This is a genomic window from Natrinema salsiterrestre (assembly GCF_029502005.1).
Lineage (GTDB): Archaea > Halobacteriota > Halobacteria > Halobacteriales > Natrialbaceae > Natrinema > Natrinema salsiterrestre.
This window is the reverse complement of record NZ_JAMQOT010000011.1, coordinates 62,048-77,311: the sequence shown is the minus strand read 5'-3', so window position 1 is coordinate 77,311 and position 15,264 is coordinate 62,048. Positions and strand designations below refer to the sequence as shown.

At 60.1% G+C, this 15,264-nt stretch carries 15 protein-coding genes; 7 read left to right on the top strand and 8 right to left on the bottom strand.

The genetic code is table 11. The features are described from left to right. Positions 1–103: 103 nt before the first annotated feature. The 3 genes from NDI89_RS20975 (at position 104) to NDI89_RS20965 (ending at position 2,392) form a co-directional block, all read left to right on the top strand. A complete protein-coding gene (locus NDI89_RS20975) occupies positions 104–451 on the top strand; it encodes a DUF8013 domain-containing protein (RefSeq protein ID WP_115821801.1) in 348 nt (115 codons plus the stop codon). 87 nt (positions 452–538) lie between these two features. Further along, the gene (locus tag NDI89_RS20970) at positions 539–1,486 is read left to right on the top strand and encodes an ArdC-like ssDNA-binding domain-containing protein (RefSeq protein ID WP_277524558.1); all 948 of its coding nucleotides are present in this window, start codon (positions 539–541) and stop codon (positions 1,484–1,486) included. 90 nt (positions 1,487–1,576) lie between these two features. Beyond that, complete coding sequence (locus tag NDI89_RS20965) at positions 1,577–2,392, top strand: hypothetical protein (RefSeq protein WP_277524557.1); 816 nt, start codon at positions 1,577–1,579, stop codon at positions 2,390–2,392. 11 nt (positions 2,393–2,403) lie between these two features. Here NDI89_RS20965 and NDI89_RS20960 read toward each other — a convergent pair whose 3' ends face one another. Together NDI89_RS20960 and NDI89_RS20955 are read right to left on the bottom strand one after the other, a co-directional pair. Then, positions 2,404–3,207, bottom strand: coding sequence for a DUF6036 family nucleotidyltransferase (locus NDI89_RS20960; RefSeq protein WP_277524556.1), 804 nt, complete (start codon positions 3,205–3,207; stop codon positions 2,404–2,406). Next, positions 3,204–4,130, bottom strand: coding sequence for a helix-turn-helix transcriptional regulator (locus NDI89_RS20955; protein WP_277524554.1), 927 nt, complete (start codon positions 4,128–4,130; stop codon positions 3,204–3,206). Before NDI89_RS20955 ends, NDI89_RS20960 begins: the two co-directional genes overlap by 4 nt. Positions 4,131–4,267: 137 nt before the next feature. Here NDI89_RS20955 and NDI89_RS20950 point away from each other — a divergent pair, with 137 nt between their 5' ends. Further along, the gene (locus tag NDI89_RS20950; protein ID WP_277524553.1) at positions 4,268–4,591 is read left to right on the top strand and encodes a DUF6788 family protein; all 324 of its coding nucleotides are present in this window, start codon (positions 4,268–4,270) and stop codon (positions 4,589–4,591) included. A 363-nt stretch (positions 4,592–4,954) separates the two neighbouring features. Here NDI89_RS20950 and NDI89_RS20945 read toward each other — a convergent pair whose 3' ends face one another. The 4 genes from NDI89_RS20945 to NDI89_RS20930 form a co-directional block, all read right to left on the bottom strand. Beyond that, positions 4,955–6,232, bottom strand: coding sequence for a Cdc6/Cdc18 family protein (locus NDI89_RS20945; protein ID WP_236035664.1), 1,278 nt, complete (start codon positions 6,230–6,232; stop codon positions 4,955–4,957). A gap of 1,185 nt (positions 6,233–7,417) precedes the next feature. After that, positions 7,418–9,583: a type B DNA-directed DNA polymerase gene (locus NDI89_RS20940; RefSeq protein WP_277524550.1), complete on the bottom strand. Its 2,166-nt coding sequence runs from the start codon at positions 9,581–9,583 to the stop codon at positions 7,418–7,420. A gap of 2 nt (positions 9,584–9,585) precedes the next feature. After that, positions 9,586–9,891 (bottom strand): DUF8156 family protein, encoded by a 306-nt coding sequence (locus NDI89_RS20935; RefSeq protein ID WP_277524547.1) that lies wholly within the window; start codon positions 9,889–9,891, stop codon positions 9,586–9,588. 2 nt (positions 9,892–9,893) lie between these two features. Next, complete coding sequence (locus NDI89_RS20930; protein WP_277524545.1) at positions 9,894–10,838, bottom strand: hypothetical protein; 945 nt, start codon at positions 10,836–10,838, stop codon at positions 9,894–9,896. Positions 10,839–11,110: 272 nt separating this feature from the next. On the opposite strand from NDI89_RS20930, the gene NDI89_RS20925 reads away from it, so the two are divergent. Continuing rightward, entirely contained in the window at positions 11,111–11,701 is a 591-nt protein-coding gene (locus tag NDI89_RS20925) for a hypothetical protein (protein ID WP_174955907.1), read from the top strand. 65 nt (positions 11,702–11,766) lie between these two features. Next, positions 11,767–12,453 (top strand): SOS response-associated peptidase, encoded by a 687-nt coding sequence (locus NDI89_RS20920; protein ID WP_277524542.1) that lies wholly within the window; start codon positions 11,767–11,769, stop codon positions 12,451–12,453. Between the two features lie 18 nt (positions 12,454–12,471). Here NDI89_RS20920 and NDI89_RS20915 read toward each other — a convergent pair whose 3' ends face one another. Further along, on the bottom strand, positions 12,472–13,500 hold the full coding sequence (locus tag NDI89_RS20915) for a Cdc6/Cdc18 family protein (RefSeq protein WP_137711733.1): 1,029 nt from the start codon (positions 13,498–13,500) through the stop codon (positions 12,472–12,474). Between the two features lie 327 nt (positions 13,501–13,827). Here NDI89_RS20915 and NDI89_RS24115 point away from each other — a divergent pair, with 327 nt between their 5' ends. Next, a complete protein-coding gene (locus NDI89_RS24115; protein ID WP_394351767.1) occupies positions 13,828–14,328 on the top strand; it encodes an XF1762 family protein in 501 nt (166 codons plus the stop codon). 72 nt (positions 14,329–14,400) lie between these two features. On the opposite strand, the gene NDI89_RS24110 is transcribed toward NDI89_RS24115, so the two are convergent. After that, entirely contained in the window at positions 14,401–15,264 is an 864-nt protein-coding gene (locus NDI89_RS24110; protein WP_425498957.1) for a RecB family exonuclease, read from the bottom strand.

Below are 15,264 nucleotides of genomic sequence, written 5' to 3'. Positions count from 1 at the left end.
GCGAGCAGAGCGTCTACCTCCCGCCGGCGTGACTTCGCGACCTGTTTTTCGTGCCCCCAGAGAGGGCGAGGGCTCCTTCGAGAGCCCTCAGAGGTGACTTCCAGTGAGTCAACAACAGCGTCCTGACAACGTCTCGATCGACGAGATCCCGGTCGACATCGACAACACGCAATCAGCGGAGGTCGATTCCGCCGATGTCCCCGACGAAATCGAGTCCATCACCCGTGGGCTCGCCGGTGAGCAGCCGCCGACGAATCCCATAGTGGTTCTCAAGGCGGCCCGGTGGTGGTACATTCACGGCAAGGGCGGCACGGATCCCGCCTTCCAGTGGGCCATCGAGTGGGCGCGTCATCTTGCGACCGACACGCCCAGTGACGTCGAGCGGTTCGACGAGTTCCTCGAGTACCTCGTCACGGTCGGCTTTGCAGACGAACGCCACGAGCTCCGCTGACCGACAGAGCGGTTTTTTGAACGCCCCTGAGGGGTGCGGCGCGGTCTGAACAGACGCAGTCGCCGTGAACTCGATTCGGTGAACACGATGTCTACGACCAGAGACTCGTCGGTCTCCTTCGACCAGACCGACACACGATCCGACGAGATGAACAGCACTATCGAACAGTGGATCGACGACCTCGTCGCCGGCGTCGACGATGCGCAGGCCAGCTCAGAGTTCCAGGAGTGGCTTGACGTCCAGAGTCGGTTCCACGACTACTCCTACCGGAACACGCTCCTCATCAAGCGGCAGTGTCCCGAGGCGAGCCGGGTGGCGGGCTACCGGACGTGGCAGGAGGAGTTCGACCGCCACGTCACGGAGGGCGAGTCGGCCATCTGGATCTGGGCGCCGATCATTACCAAGCAGTGCCCGGAATGCGAGAACTCGCCGAGCTACCACGAGGACAGCGATTGTGAGTACGACGAGACGCCGCCCGAGGAGTGGTCCGAGGGCCTGGTGGGGTTCAAACCCGCGCCGGTGTTCGACGTCTCCCAAACTGAGGGCGAGCCGCTTCCCGACCTGGACACGGAAGCGACCGGGGACGCCGGTGACCTCGTTTCTCAGTTGACTGCCGCCGCTGATGAGCTCGGCGTGACTGTGCGGATCGTTCCAGCCGAGGAGTGGACCCACGGCGAGGCGAAGGGCATCTGCGAGCAGCTGAGCCTCGTCGACGTTCAGCCGCTCGTCGAGGTGCGTGATCGGGAGAACGAGGCCGACCTCGCGCGGACGCTAATTCACGAATACGCCCACGCTCTGCTCCACTTCGATGTCGACGACGACACCGAGCGGGCGAAACGCGAAGTCGAGGCCGAAGCCGTCGCGTACGTCGTCGGGCGGTACTGCGGGATCGACACTAGTGGGTCGGCGTTCTACCTCGCTGCGTGGGAGTCGGACGATCCCGAGGTCGTTCGCGAGCGGCTCGGACGGATCAGTTCTACAGCAGAAGAGCTCATCGACGTGCTCGAAGGAGACTCCTCGTCCCAACATAGTTAACCAACAGAGTGATGGATTCCTTCCGTTCTGTTGGTTAAGTTTTTCAGCGCCCGCCGAGGGGCGGAGGCGCATTCAGACCTCCGTCGAATGATGACTGAACCCAATCTCACGACGGTCCTCGAGGAAGCCGAGCACGTTGCCGAGCAGCACGACCAGGTCGCTCGTACGACAGACAACCAAGCCCACGAGTACCTCCGATACGCCGTTCTTCGGGTGCTTGAAGGCGAGACGGACCACCTCCCAGCAGACTGGACGCCGACCGACGGCGTGACAGTCGGCTACGGGAGCGATGAGGCGATGTTCGATAGCTGGGGCTCCAGCGAAGACTGGTGGGAGACCGTCCCGCCGCGAGAAGCGTGTACCCGCTTCCGGGTGTTCTTCCCGGACGACCACCAGGCAGTTCCTCGCGCCATTGTCGACGTGATGGCTGCGCTGGGTGCCTGGCGCGTCTGGACTGGGTGCGCAGCCGCGTGCGGCTCCTACGACCATCGCGAGCGCCGCGAGGTCCACTACCTGTGGCCGGAAGGCCATCCAGTGGAGGAAGTGCTCCACAAGCGGCTCAGTGGCCCGGCGGAAGCCGTCGCTCCCGACGGTGGCCGAACGGGCGACGTTCGCGACCGACTGGTCGTCGACGAGAACGCACAGTCGGAGGACGATCTTGAGCCCCGCACGAAGCGTGCCGTCGCCGAAGCGATGGACGTCTCACTCCTCTCGAAGGGTGGCCGCTACGAGGTACAGTCTGCGTCCGGGAACCGGTACGAAGTCGACGTCATCGACGAATCGTGTACCTGCCCCGACTGGCAGCAACGTTCACCCGAAGGCGGCTGCAAGCACCTGCGCCGCGTCGATCACGAGATCAAACGGGGCCGCGTTCCCCGACCAGACGGCCGCCTTCCCTCCCCGTAGTCGTGGCCAGACTACTCCACGGGACGGACTGTGTCGCCATCCCGACGGACCCGGTCGAACGTTGAGAGATACGCGATCCGGTCGTAAACCTCCTCGTCATCCAGCTCCAGTTTGGCGGCCAGTTCGTCGACGGTCATCGGTTCGTCGAGTGCCTGGAGGACTTCGAGCCCCCGGTAGTACCTGTTCGTGAGCTCCTGGACGCGGTCCTCGATCGGTGTGGTCACTCCGTACCGCTCCTCGAGTTCGACCAGCGCCTCGTTCGCGAACGTGGCGAACTGATCGTCCCCCAGGCGTTCGATCTGGGCTTCGAGTTCAGCCCGGACGACGTCGTAATCGAGGCCGGCCTGCACGAGCATATTCATGTCCTCGATGTCGTCGTCGCGGCCGGCGATCGCCTTGAACAGGAAGATATCCTCGTTGCTGACTAGCCGGACCGTTAGTCGATCCTTGTCGAGGAACGGCTCGCTGCGCTCTTGCATCCCGTCGGTGAGTACGAGCTTGTTCGCGACCTGCTGGTTGAAGATGTCGAGGCGACACCCATCGTCGTTCTCGACGCAGCTCGTTGCCCCCAGCGCCCGATAATCTGGATCCAGCGATTGAACCTCCGCATACCCGAGGTCCATCAGGACGGCCCACAGCTGGCCGTACGCGTCGCCATCCGGGACGACCAGGTCGATATCTTTCGTCGCCCCCTTGAGGTCGCGCAGCGACATCGCGCCACCACCGATCAGGTAGACCGTGAGCGGGGCTGAGAGGCCATCCGCGATTCGCTGGAATTCGTTCTCGATGTACTCGCGTCCGAATCGTGGTCTCATTGTGGTAGATCCACCTCATAGTCAGCCGCCAGCTCCTGGAACTCATCCCACTCCGGGAGCCGGTCGGCGTCGACCTCGCCGTGCGTCTCGAGGTAGCGCAGCAAGGCGTCGATTTCGTCTTCGAGGCCATACTTCGCCGCCTGCTCTCGGAGATCCGCCTCGTCGACGTCGACGTGGCTGAGTAGAAGGAGACAGTACGAGCGGTGGCGGCTGCCGTCGTCGATTAACAGTGTGTGACAGCAGACCTCCGCCGGCGAGACTGCGTCGAGATCCTCGGAGTAGAAGTAGTAGCGATGGCCGGTGAGCAGGAACTGGAGGTTGAAGGCCGCGAATCGAGCGAGGCCGGTTTCGTGAAACCCCTCGGCGTCGATCTCCTTCTCGGTCTGAGCGAGGAATTCGTCATAGTCCTCCCAGAGAATCGTGCCCTTCCGGGCGACGGCTTCGAGGCGCTGGCGATGTAGATGGTGTGTGAGTTCACGGGCGAACTCGTGGAGGCGGTCGAAGTCGGCGTTGAAGTCATAGCGGCCGTCGGCCGTCCCGACAAGCCCACGGTCGCGAAACCGCTTGAGGACGCGGTTGACCGTGTTGCGGTAGTTGTCGCTCCGGTCGGCGATCTCGGAGACGGTTCGTGGCTGGTCGAGGTAGTACAGCACCTCGAGTGCCTTGCCGGTCAGTAGCTCGGGGAAGTCGATATGGGAGTGCTGGCGGACAAGATCCTGGTAGCGTTCGACGGCGCGAGCATCCGATGGAACGACTCGTTTTCGCCGCCCGTCGCGTTCCGTGTAGACGAGTCCCTTTTCGACGAGGTCGCCGACGGCACGAGAGAGGTAGCTCTCGCTGTGGTCGAGCTTCGTCGCGAGTTCGGAGATTGTGTCGCCGCGGTCGACCGTGGCGAGGACCTCGAGTTCGATGCGCCGGAGCACGGTGTAACATAGTACGAAACTTGTATATAAAGAAGTTTCGAGTAGTGTTACAGGCAGCAATCGCAAGAACCGCCCCATCGTCTTAACCAACAAAACTATGGACTCGTGGGTCGTGTTGGTTAACACGAGAGTAGCCGATGTCCTACGAACCCCCGACCCCACCGGCGAACCTCCCGACGGGAATCGTCAACACGCTCAACGAGTCGGATCCGGAGCAGCTCCGAGATGTGGCGACGTACGCTGAAGCGCTCGCCGAGCACAAAGAACGAGAGGCCCGCCTCGAGGAGTCGGCAGATCAAGACGAGGTCGAAGAGCGACCAGACGATCTGCCGGACGACGTCCCAGCGAAGGCCACGATCACGATCAAGGAGATTAACGACAACCGCTACTACTACTGGCAGTGGCGAGAAGGCGAGAAAGTTCGTTCCCAGTATAAAGGCCCCGTCAGTCCCGACGAATAGACGGTGGTGAACCGTAGCCGGGTGTTTGTCGAGCGCAATTAGTAGCGTATCAGAGGACACACCCCAGAGTGTGAATGGGTTCAACCCATCCCACACCCCTCATGTGAATGGGTCCGGTCAGCCCAGACAGGTAACACTCGGAGAGAACAGACCCACCCCACGTTTCCGTCGTAACTGGAGGTCCGTGGACGGAACGCAGCCACGATCGAGGGGATCAGACCCCCCACGTTTCCGTCGTTTCGTCACCCCGCCCAAAGTCGATTATTGGGAGTAGAAGACGACCTCGGATCACCCACCCCACGTTTCCGACGTATCGAGAGATACACTCGTGATCAGGGGTGTGGTCAGCGACCGAAACGGGAGCTAGGCCAGGTCTTCCAGCCGACTGTCCCGGAGGACAGATTTCAGCACGATGCCGGTATCCTGAACCAGCCGGTGCTCGAGATAACTGCCTTCACCCCGGCCACCACCGGTCCGAGTTGATTCAACGACACCGAGGAACGCCTGCTCTTTCAACAGCTCGTAGACGCGGTGCTCGCTGAGAGTCTTCGCGTCAGCCTTCTCTGTCGTCGCCTGATACCGTTCGTAAATCCGGTTGGTCGAAAACCCGTCCTCGTTCGGATTCTCTTCGGTGAGCAGCGCGAGCGAATAGAGAATGAATTTGACCTGTGTCGTCGATCCACGGAGAAGCTCCTCGAAGCGATCGATTTCAGCCCACTCCTGGGCATCGCGAACGTGTTCTTCGACGACTGTATCGACGTTTTCTCGCTCGGCTAGTTCGCCGGCGTGACGAAGAATTTCGATTGCCTTTCTGGCGTCACCGTGTTCTTGAGCGGCTAGAGCCGCCGTCAGCGGGATCACATCATCGGAGAGAACGCCATCGTGGAACGCGTCCCGTCGGTGCTTCATAATCTCGCGCAGTTGATTCGCGTCGTAGGGTTGGAAGACGAACTCCTCCTCGCGAAGACTGGACTTGACGCGTTCGTTCAGCTGGTCGCGATACTCGATCTTGTTGCTGACGGCGATGACACCCAGGTGGCAATCCGCTTTCCCCGATTCGCGAGCCCGCGAGAGCTGCATAAGAATATCATCGTCATCGAGTCGGTCCACCTCGTCGAGAATGATGATGACTGACTCGTAGGCAGTATCCAGAATCTCCCAGAGATAGTCGTAGTATTCACCGCTGCCAATCCCTGCGCGTGGAATATCGAGGTCAGTCTCGTCCGTCTCGTTGAGTGAACGAGTTACCGTCCTCGCGACGCGTGTCTGTGTGTTGTGCTGCGCGCAGTCGACGTAGACCGTGCCCACGGACACACCGTTCGACTCCGCGGCTCGGCGGGCTCGTTCTGTGACGTGGCGAGCAACTAGTGACTTCCCGGTTCCCGTTTTGCCGTAAATAATCACGTTGTTGGGCGGATCGCCACGAACGATTGGCCTGAGTTCAGCAGCCACGGCCTTGATCTCGCCATCTCGGCCAACGATACGTCCGCTTTCAGGGACGTGGCCAACCTTCAGCAGCTCCTTGCGAGCGAAAATGTTGGCTCGGTCGGGGTCGTCTTCATCAAAGTCGAAGAGGGGATCGTCAGCGGGATCCTCGTAGCGGCCGTCGAAGTCAGAGAGTTGGGACGGTTCCTCAGCCATCAATATCAGACATCGCGGATGGGACCTACTTAATGATTTGGCTACCTCGACCAGAGTGTAAATCGGGCTATGGTCGTCTTCTGATGTTTTGTCGCTGGCGTATCATCCTCACAAAGGGTCGAGTCGGTCCCGAGTGAAATCGGATTCGGAGCGAGAGTTACCGACGGAGACCGGCACCCCCAATCCAGAGTGAAAACGCCAGACTGGAGCGGGTTTGACACACCCCTGGTCAAGAGTGAATAGCCCTCCATCCAGGAGCAGCGTACTTGGTTGAGACGACACCCCCCGTCCAGAGTGTATCTCCCGAACCGGGTAATCAATCATTTCTATGAGAGGACACATCGGCCCTGGACGTCTGACGCACGGCAGACACCCCTCGTCCAGAGTGAAAGCGCTGGTGTGATGAGCTGGAGTGGAGTGTGAACCTCGAGTGATGGTGACGAGCGTTCGTCGGCACCCCCAATCAAGAGTGAAGACGCAGGTCAGATCTCCAGCCGAAGCAAAGCAGGGTACAATCGGAACTGTCGGGATCGGGTATCTTGATTCCGATTGATGAGGGAGATCGGGAGATACCAATCCCGATTTCGGCTTTGATGCCGGTTCACTGGTTGGCGAATAGTCAGAATAACGATTGTTCCTTCAACGTCTCATAATACACGGACGACGGAATCGAACCCCCACACCCCTCGTCCAGAGTGAAAGGCCACGAGAGTCCCTCGGTTGACTCGGCGGAAACCACACGACGAGTCGGCTAGGAAGTGCCGAAATCACAAGACGTGAGACGAGTATCCCTCGAACAGCAGTCGTCACACAGTCGAAGTTCCTCTAAACATACCAATCTTCATAGTATTACCTAGAAGTTTTATTACTACCTACCTCCTACCACTCTCCAAGTGTATTCAGCACAGGGAAGAAGACGAAGGCGGCATTCGTCTGGGTGGTTTCGAACCGCTGCTCGTGTTTGCTGTTCCATTTCCTCCGTGTTCTCACGTCTCAGGCAGTTATTCCGTGATTCTTGCTGATCTTCTCTCACGAGAACCCCTATTTCCCGTGGACCTCACCCCACACCTCTGAATGGTTTTCACTCTGGACGAGGGGTGTGTGGGCGGGGTATTCTCTCCAAGTCCCTTCCGTGTCTCCACTCAGCATTAACCAACAAACCTCCCGATACCTCGATAGTGTTGGTTAACCCCTCTCAATCTCGGTGAAGACAGTCAAGTCCGTTTCCCGAGTTTCCGCGATCTCGCGTTGAATCTCCGTCCGATCCCAGCCAAGCGGTGCCAGCACACTCTCGACAGCTCTGACGAGTTGCGTCTCGTAGTACGACGCATCGTACGACTCTATCTCTTCGTGGGCTAACGCGACCCGCTCTCGCGAACTCTTCTCGTCGTCGACGACCACGTATTCGATGTCCTGTCCCGGGTGGATAGCGAGGTCCTGGTCCCGAGCCCGCTTCAGCGCCGCCACGTTCTGCGTGTTCTGCGTGTACCCTTCCAGCGGCTTGGAGACACGATTCCGTTCGACGAGCTGCTCGACCGGCACCGTTCCAGCGTGGAGGCGCTTGATCGCGTCCTGGAGACAGTCGAGTACGGTGTCCGGAGATCGAGTTGCGTCGAGCCGTTCGAGACAGTCCAGCTGGACGTCCTCGATGAACGGTGGGGTCGAACGCTGCCGGGCTTCGATACCGCGTATCTTGAAGTCGTCGTCGCCGGCGACCTTTCCGAAGTACTTCGTCAGCGCGCCGGCGTCGCTCTCGCGCTGCGGCACGAACGCCACCCAGTCGTAGTGGGCTTCGTGTTCGAGCCGAATCTCGACGCAGTCGGTGATCTCCGTCGCGAGCGTCTGGAGGTCCTCGCGGTCATCGTCGTCGACGTCGGGGTCCGGAGTCACCCAGATGGAGTCGACGATGCCGTGGACGACCCGCCAGCCGCCAGCTTCCAGTCGCTGTTTCGCCGTCAGCAGAATTTCGCGAGCGAACGCGTTGATCCCCTCGTGGCACTCGATGCGGCCGAATTTCGCGTTGCTGAACCCTTGATAGCCGAAGCAGGCGACGAGGATCCACTTCAGCGCACCCGACCGTCCCTCGAGTTCCGCCAGCCGGTCCTCGTCGGGGTTGTCCCGTTCCTTCTCGTGACGGATGGCCGCCTTGATCTCGTCGCGCGCGTCGATGATCGGCTGCAGCACGTCGACGAGGTAGCCCCGGTCGTCGCAGATCGAGTACTCGAGGCCGGGGACGTCGTCGCGGTCGCTGTGGCACTCACACCGGATGACGTCCGGCGAGACGTTCCGGGTACAGATGATGTTCGGGTACAACGAGGAGAAGTCGAGTTCGTGGACGTTCTCGTGAAGCCCGACCTCGGGCGCGAAGATGAAGCCGCCACGGTCGGCGTCGTGGAGCGTCCCCATCGGCTTGTAGAACTCGTGACACCAGGAGTTCCACGGGACGAGGACATCGCGGTCGTGGGCCTCGCAGATCTGGATCGCCGTGAGCACGTTCCCGATCGACGCCCACGCGAGCTCCTGGACAGGCTTGTTCGAGCGCGACACGAGGTCGAGTACGCCGTCGAGGTTCGTCTCCCCGTGGAAGAACGTGTTCGACTCGTCGATGATCGCCCGCCCGGGTACGTTGTACCTCGCCGGCGAGTGGCCGACGCGGCCGTAGCTCGAGTACGTCGACCGGCTGGCGAGCTGCTGATAATCGACGTCCGGCCACCGACTCAGCGAGAAGTCGTCGACGCCGGCGTCCGTCGCCATCTCGTACAGGGCCGGGACGATCTCGCTCGTCGAGCAGACCAGGACATCTGGATCGTGCGCTTCGAGCGCCCCCTGGACGGCGGTCAGGATATCCGTCGGCGAGCCGGTGACGGTGTCGCCGGCGACGGACAGTTCCTCGTAGACGTTGTTGCTCGCTTCGGTCACCGGGACGCTGAGCCGGAGCGTCGACAGCTCGCTCGCCGGCGTCGGATCGGCGCCGGTCTCCAGACAGTACCGGAACTCCCGCGAAAAGTCCACGTTGAAACAGGCGAGATCCCCGACTGGATAGTCCGGCAGTTGACGCGCCTGCCGGGCGAGTGGAGTGACGCGATCGATGTGGGCGACATCGACCGCGAGAACGGCCTCCTCGTCCCGTCGAAATCCGGGGCGTCGCGCAACCGTCTCGGTCGCGACGACGTCCGGGTGCTGGTCGTACACCGACTGGAGTGTCGTGAGGTCGAGGTCGGCATCAGGGTCGCGAGCGGCGACGTAGAACCGTGGGGTGTAGTCATCGCGCTCGGTCGCGACGGCGCCGTCGGCTGTTGCCTCCCACTCCAGGACGCGGCCGTCGTCCAGAAAGTCGATACTGAACGGCATCGTCACGGGTTCGAGTCCGGTGGGGCACTCTCTTGATCATCGCGTGCTGCGATCGCGGCTTCGAGCTCTTCGAGGCGTTCCTCGTGGTCGTCGAGGCGGGCCTCCTGTTCGAGATCGATGCTGAGCAGCGCCGGCAGCAGCGGGTTCTGGTGGTTCAACAGCCCGCTCGCGTCGGCGTGCTCGCGGGCGTACTCGAACAGCCGGTCGAAGCGCGGCTGGTCGCGACGCCGCAGTGCCCGGCGGAACTCTGCCCAGCATTCTTCGATGGCCCGCAGTGCATCTCGGTACGTCGGGTTCGTGCGTCCCATCGCTATCGCCCTCCTGTCCCGGTCGCGGTCCACGCATCGAGCAAGGGGTCCGCAGTGGCCGCCACCGTCTCACCGTCAGCTGTGACGCCTGTCCCGACACCCTCCGGAGTCGGCGTCGACGGCGTCGGCGTTGTCGGTTCCACGCCGACCTGCGTGGCGCGTGCCGCGAGCAGCTGCCGCCAGTACGCGAACGTCGTCTGGTAGTACGCGCCGTCGTCGACGGGATAGACGAGCGTCTCGAAGTCCTCGCCGACGACCCGTGGGCCCATCCGAGTTTGCTCGCACTCGAGATGGTGGTCGGCGACCGTCGCGACTGACTCGGTGAATTCGTTTCGTTCGTTTCGCGTAACGAGAACCGGGATGTCGTACCCCTCGGCGTAGGTCGATAACCGGGCGAGGGTGCGGGCTTGGAGGGTTTTTGCGTGGGTCTCGCCAAGGGTATCGTCGTCGCGGTACTGGGCGTCGACGGCCGGCGCGACGATGAGGGCAGGGGTGTGGGGCGACGTGTTCTCGTCACGACTTGGCGCCCCTCGACCGGCCGCCCCGGCATCGGTGGTAGACATCTGGATCGACTTGTTCACTGCCGTCGGGAAATCACAGACGGCGCCGTAGTGCTGGTAGGCGGTGAATCCGCGGGCGACGTGGATTCGATTGAGCAACCGTTGACTGGGCGCGATTTGGGCGAGTGTCGTCGTCGTCGCGTGTCCGTTTGCGTCGACCCAGAAGGCGGGCCCGTCTTGCAGGAGGAGATGGTCGAGTACGAGCGACTGCAGGATCGGGACGCCGCGGCCTCCCTCGACGTCGAGCAGCGTGATGCCGTCGCCGAGTGACGGCAACAACATCTCGTCCGTAGTCGGATCGGCCTGGTCAGCAAGGGACCGATTGCGGTCAGCGCCCCGTGTCGGCTGGTCCACCGCCAATCGGTTCGACGTTGAGTGTTCTCCCATACTAGATTAGTTGTCTACGTTCCCGATAAGCCGCGGCGTGTCGCTTCCGCGTTTCAGGAAACTCGATGTGATCCCCTCTAATCCCGGTACAGTCCCGAGTTGTCTCCGTTTGGATCCTATTTCCGAGAATAGTTCCTGAATCGAGCGTACTTCGTGTTAACCAACACCCGGCCGTATTGACGGCGGTGTGTTGGTTAAACCTACCCAGCTGCAGTCTCGAGCCTGACTGCTCGGAATGTTAATGCTCAACGCCACGTTGGAAGAGGTGCTCTATGAGCTATCCACGAACCCACGTCGACCACCGAAACCCCGACCACCACGAATCAATGCACCCAACTCGAAATATCGTGAACGCCCACGTTGTTGCCGGGGAATTCCTCACTTCGCGGTACCACGAGGCGCTTCAAACTGTTCTCCATCCCCTCGGCGAGTCTTTGGACACCAAAGACCAACATGCGCTCAACGACCTTGGCATCGTCCATGCTACTGGTTCCTTGAACGAGCTATCCCCGATCGTTCGCACATACGTCAAACTCGATGAGTATTGGACACGCACCCATCGTACTGCGCTCAACGAACTATTCGCTGATCGACGTGCTCACGTCCTGAGTTGCTGTACGCGGTTCCTTTCTGAGTTCCCTCGACACACTCTTGAAGCCGAATCCGGCCGTTCCGGAACTGCGCTGGATACTACCCTTGCTCCGCTTCTTGAGTGCGGATTTCTCTCACACACAGATGATGAGAAAACCCCATACTCTGTTGATGAACACCACGCGCTATATCGACCGACTGAACGACTCTTCGACGCACTTCTTGAACAAGCAGCTGTTCTCTGTGAGCTTCTGCCGCCGACCGAGCTCTAATCGACGATTCAGAGCCGTTCACATTTCCAGATACGTTGAAGACTCTCCCGGCCGGACCCGGATGTATGTGTGGCCGGAACTCGCTCTTCATCGACCAAGCAGACCTCGAGGCCCGCTTCGATGCCGAGGTCGTCGCGGACGGCGGGTACACACCCCGATACAACATCGCACCTGGTGACGACCTCCACATCATCACGAACGAGGCTTCCGACGAGATCGATGCCTACCACTGGGGGCTGATTCCGTTCTGGGCGGACGAACCCGAGGAGGGCATCATCAACGCTCGCTCCGAGACTGCCGACGAGAAACGCGTCTTCGAGCGGGCGTGGGAATCACGTCCCTGCCTCGTCCCCTCGTCAGGGTTCTACGAATGGAAATCGCCGAACGGCGGGTCGAAACAGCCCTATCGGATTTACCGGGAGGACGACCCCGCATTCGCGATGGCCGGGCTCTGGGACGTCTGGGAGGGCGACGACGAGACGATCTCGTGCGTCACGATTCTCACGACGGAGCCGAACGACCTGATGAACTCAATCCACGACCGGATGCCGGTCGTCCTCCCGCAGGACGCGGAATCTGACTGGCTCGCCGCAGACCCGGACACCCGCATGGAACTGTGCCAGCCGTACCCGAAGGACGATCTGGACGCCTACGAGATTTCGACGCGGGTCAACAACCCCGGCAACGACGATCCCCCGGTCATCGAGCCGCTAGACCACGAGCAATCGGGCCTCGGCGAGTTCAGTTCCTGATAGCTGACGGGGTCACGGTCACTGCATCGGCGACGCGGCTGCCGAATCGACGAGCGAGTACTCTCGGTCTCGGCTCGTCCCTTCCGCCTCGAGGAGGTTGTACTGCTCCATCTTCGAGAGGTACGTGCGGATAGTCCGCTTCGTCCGCGGATCATCGACGTCCTCGGAATAGCGCTCGTGAATCTCGCTCGGCCCGACCGGGCCGTGCTCGCGAACGATATCGTAGACGACGCGCTGGTGCGGCGTGAGCGAGTCGAGGCTCTTCTGCTTGATCTGGGCCCGAGCATCCTCGGCGGCGTCCAGGAGAATGTCGTCGGTGATGCGCTCGTGGTTCTCGCGATCGGCCTTGCCGGCGGCCGTTCGGAGGATGCCGATTGCGAGGCGGGCGTCGCCGGCGGCCGCGTCGGCGATGCGGTAGAGTTGGTCGTCGGTGATGACGTCCTCATCGAGCCCCCACTTCGCCCGCGCACTGAGGATGTCGTACAGCTGCTCGTCGTGGTACTTGTCCATCCGGACGTGTTCGCTGGAGCGCAGCCGGCTCACGAGGCGGTCGTCGACGCGGCTGAACAGCTCCTCTTCCTTGTTCGCGATGCAGATGATCGCGAACTGTGGGAGGCTGTGGAGGTCGTAGATGACGCTGGGGTCTTCGAGCTGGTCGACCTCATCAAGGATGACGACGGTTCGCGGGCCGTCATGCTGCTGGAGGCGATCAACGAGTTCGTCGTGGGGCGTCGACTGCCGGTGGATGTCGATGGTCGCGCCGAGGTCGTCGAGGATCTGGTAGAGCGTGCGGAACCGGGTGTAGTTGCGCCAGCAGTTGACGTAGGTGGCCTCGACGTCGAGCACCTCTTCCCGGAGTCGTTCGGTGACGAACTGAGAGATGCAGGTCTTGCCGGCGCCGCTGGGTCCAGTGACGATGGCCGTGTCGGCGGGTTCCCCGTTCGTGATGGGCTCAAGAACGCTAGAGAGGTGGTTGACTTCGGCGTCGCGATGCTCAACTTCTCGAGGGACGAACCCGGCGCGGAGAACGCGAGCATCGCGGATCATCTGTTACTGTCCGACCTGTTTCCCGTCTAGTCATAAAAGCGTGACCGGGTTGTTTCCGGAAAGGCCTACATTATCCCTGCTTGATCGCTGTTTTGATAGTTTCTAAGAGCGCTTAGGCTCATTAACAGGTCTCTCCATAGGGATGTTCTCGGAAAGAGGCATTCCTAGATAATCAGCGTTCACAACTCGTCTGATCTACGGGTTGTGAGGTTCCTCGATAATCTTTGGTTCGAACGTACTAACGCAGAAATATGAGTCCATTCTGGTGATCTCGTTCTGTTTTTCATGCGCCTGATTGGGTGAGGCGCAAGTTGCCTCAGGCAAACGATGAAAGGTCCAATATCAGTACCAGACTCTGTATCGGATCTCAAACTAACCCGGGAGCGAAGCCGAAACGAGATCAACGATTTCCTCGAGTCGGATATGGTAGACCACAAATTGGGAGGTATCCCTGGATGGAAGGCTGCGTTCGGAGCTCGTCATAAATCTAATCTAATTGCAGTCTGTGTTCTCGGTCGTCCAGTAGCCCGAATGGTCGACGAAGACAAAGAAATCTCAATTACACGGTACGGATCGCGACCCGAAAGGCCATCAAACACTGGTTCTTGGCTAATCGCTCGCGCCCGAAAGTGGGCGTTCTTAGAGGGCTATCAACGGATTTCTGCTCACGCTGGAGTAGCAGGTAACAAGGGGACGATTTATTCTGCGGCAGGTTTCAAACTAGTTCGGGAAGAGAAAGCTCAAGGAGATAGTTGGCAGTCGCGCGAAGGCCGGTCCTCAGTTGATGATTTTGTTCGTCGCAAGTGGATTTATCGATTGCGTGATTGAATTGTGATATAATCCGATTTGCTTTGTATGCAGTAGATGAGGTATAAGACGACCTAATTCGCACTTTACTACTTAGTTTGGTTCTGGCTCTTCACCCGTGACGGTTTGTCCGTCTGTACACCGGTGAAGGTACGAACATTGGCTACATTTCTGGACTGTTGGATTTGTCTTGTAAGATTCGATGTCCCCCATACTCGTCCAGAAGGCCCTATCATTCGTAATCCGTTCTCGGATCTGTCTCATGTCTTCCGTGGTCGGCACCATTCGGTCGAACTCCCCACTTCCAGTATGGGCTAATTGGACCCGAATCCGACTGAGTTCGGGTTCATACGCTTCGTGAGCATAGAGTGCATATGCTTGCATCTGTATTGTAGGGTTACTAAACCGGTCATACGCGCCTGTCTTCCAGTCAGTAACGACAAAGTCTCCCTCTGGGTTTCGCGTACAGAGATCTGGCTGGACGGTGACGGGTTCTTCGGAGACTTCGAACGTTTGGCGCGTTTCGTGGGCGATATACTGGTGGTCCTCAAGGTGGGGCCAAATCACCCGGAAGAACTGCCTGATGTGATTACGGGCTGTACGAACTAATGACCGCGTGAAGGAATCACTATCGAAGGATTCCCCATCCGTAATGTCAATCCGATCAGCAATCGTCTCAGAATTCGCTTCGACATACCTCTCAAGTTCGTCTTTCGCATATTCAGTTGCAGTCTGAAGATGGATGTTCTCACCCCGAGCCCATCGTGCAACCTGCCCCGCGAGAGATTCGTGTACGATAGTTCCCAGATAGGCCCCTGGCGACGGTGTATACTCACTATAGTCCTCGGTAGACTCGATCTGTTGGTATCGATAAAAGAACCGCCGGGGGCACTCTTCGAACAGCTGTGCTGCCGACGCCGACCAGTTTACGTGTGCAAACTGTTCTGACCCATCCAT

Coding starts and splice junctions, on each gene's coding strand:
- NDI89_RS24115 (WP_394351767.1), top strand. CDS start 13,828: ATGAAAGGTCCAATATCAGTACCAGACTCTGTATCGGATCTCAAACTA.
- NDI89_RS20935 (WP_277524547.1), bottom strand. CDS start 9,891: ATGGGACGCACGAACCCGACGTACCGAGATGCACTGCGGGCCATCGAA.
- NDI89_RS24110 (WP_425498957.1), bottom strand. CDS start 15,264: ATGGATGGGTCAGAACAGTTTGCACACGTAAACTGGTCGGCGTCGGCA.
- NDI89_RS20920 (WP_277524542.1), top strand. CDS start 11,767: ATGTGTGGCCGGAACTCGCTCTTCATCGACCAAGCAGACCTCGAGGCC.
- NDI89_RS20960 (WP_277524556.1), bottom strand. CDS start 3,207: ATGAGACCACGATTCGGACGCGAGTACATCGAGAACGAATTCCAGCGA.
- NDI89_RS20940 (WP_277524550.1), bottom strand. CDS start 9,583: ATGCCGTTCAGTATCGACTTTCTGGACGACGGCCGCGTCCTGGAGTGG.
- NDI89_RS20965 (WP_277524557.1), top strand. CDS start 1,577: ATGACTGAACCCAATCTCACGACGGTCCTCGAGGAAGCCGAGCACGTT.
- NDI89_RS20925 (WP_174955907.1), top strand. CDS start 11,111: ATGAGCTATCCACGAACCCACGTCGACCACCGAAACCCCGACCACCAC.
- NDI89_RS20915 (WP_137711733.1), bottom strand. CDS start 13,500: ATGATCCGCGATGCTCGCGTTCTCCGCGCCGGGTTCGTCCCTCGAGAA.
- NDI89_RS20970 (WP_277524558.1), top strand. CDS start 539: ATGTCTACGACCAGAGACTCGTCGGTCTCCTTCGACCAGACCGACACA.
- NDI89_RS20930 (WP_277524545.1), bottom strand. CDS start 10,838: ATGGGAGAACACTCAACGTCGAACCGATTGGCGGTGGACCAGCCGACA.
- NDI89_RS20950 (WP_277524553.1), top strand. CDS start 4,268: ATGTCCTACGAACCCCCGACCCCACCGGCGAACCTCCCGACGGGAATC.
- NDI89_RS20945 (WP_236035664.1), bottom strand. CDS start 6,232: ATGGCTGAGGAACCGTCCCAACTCTCTGACTTCGACGGCCGCTACGAG.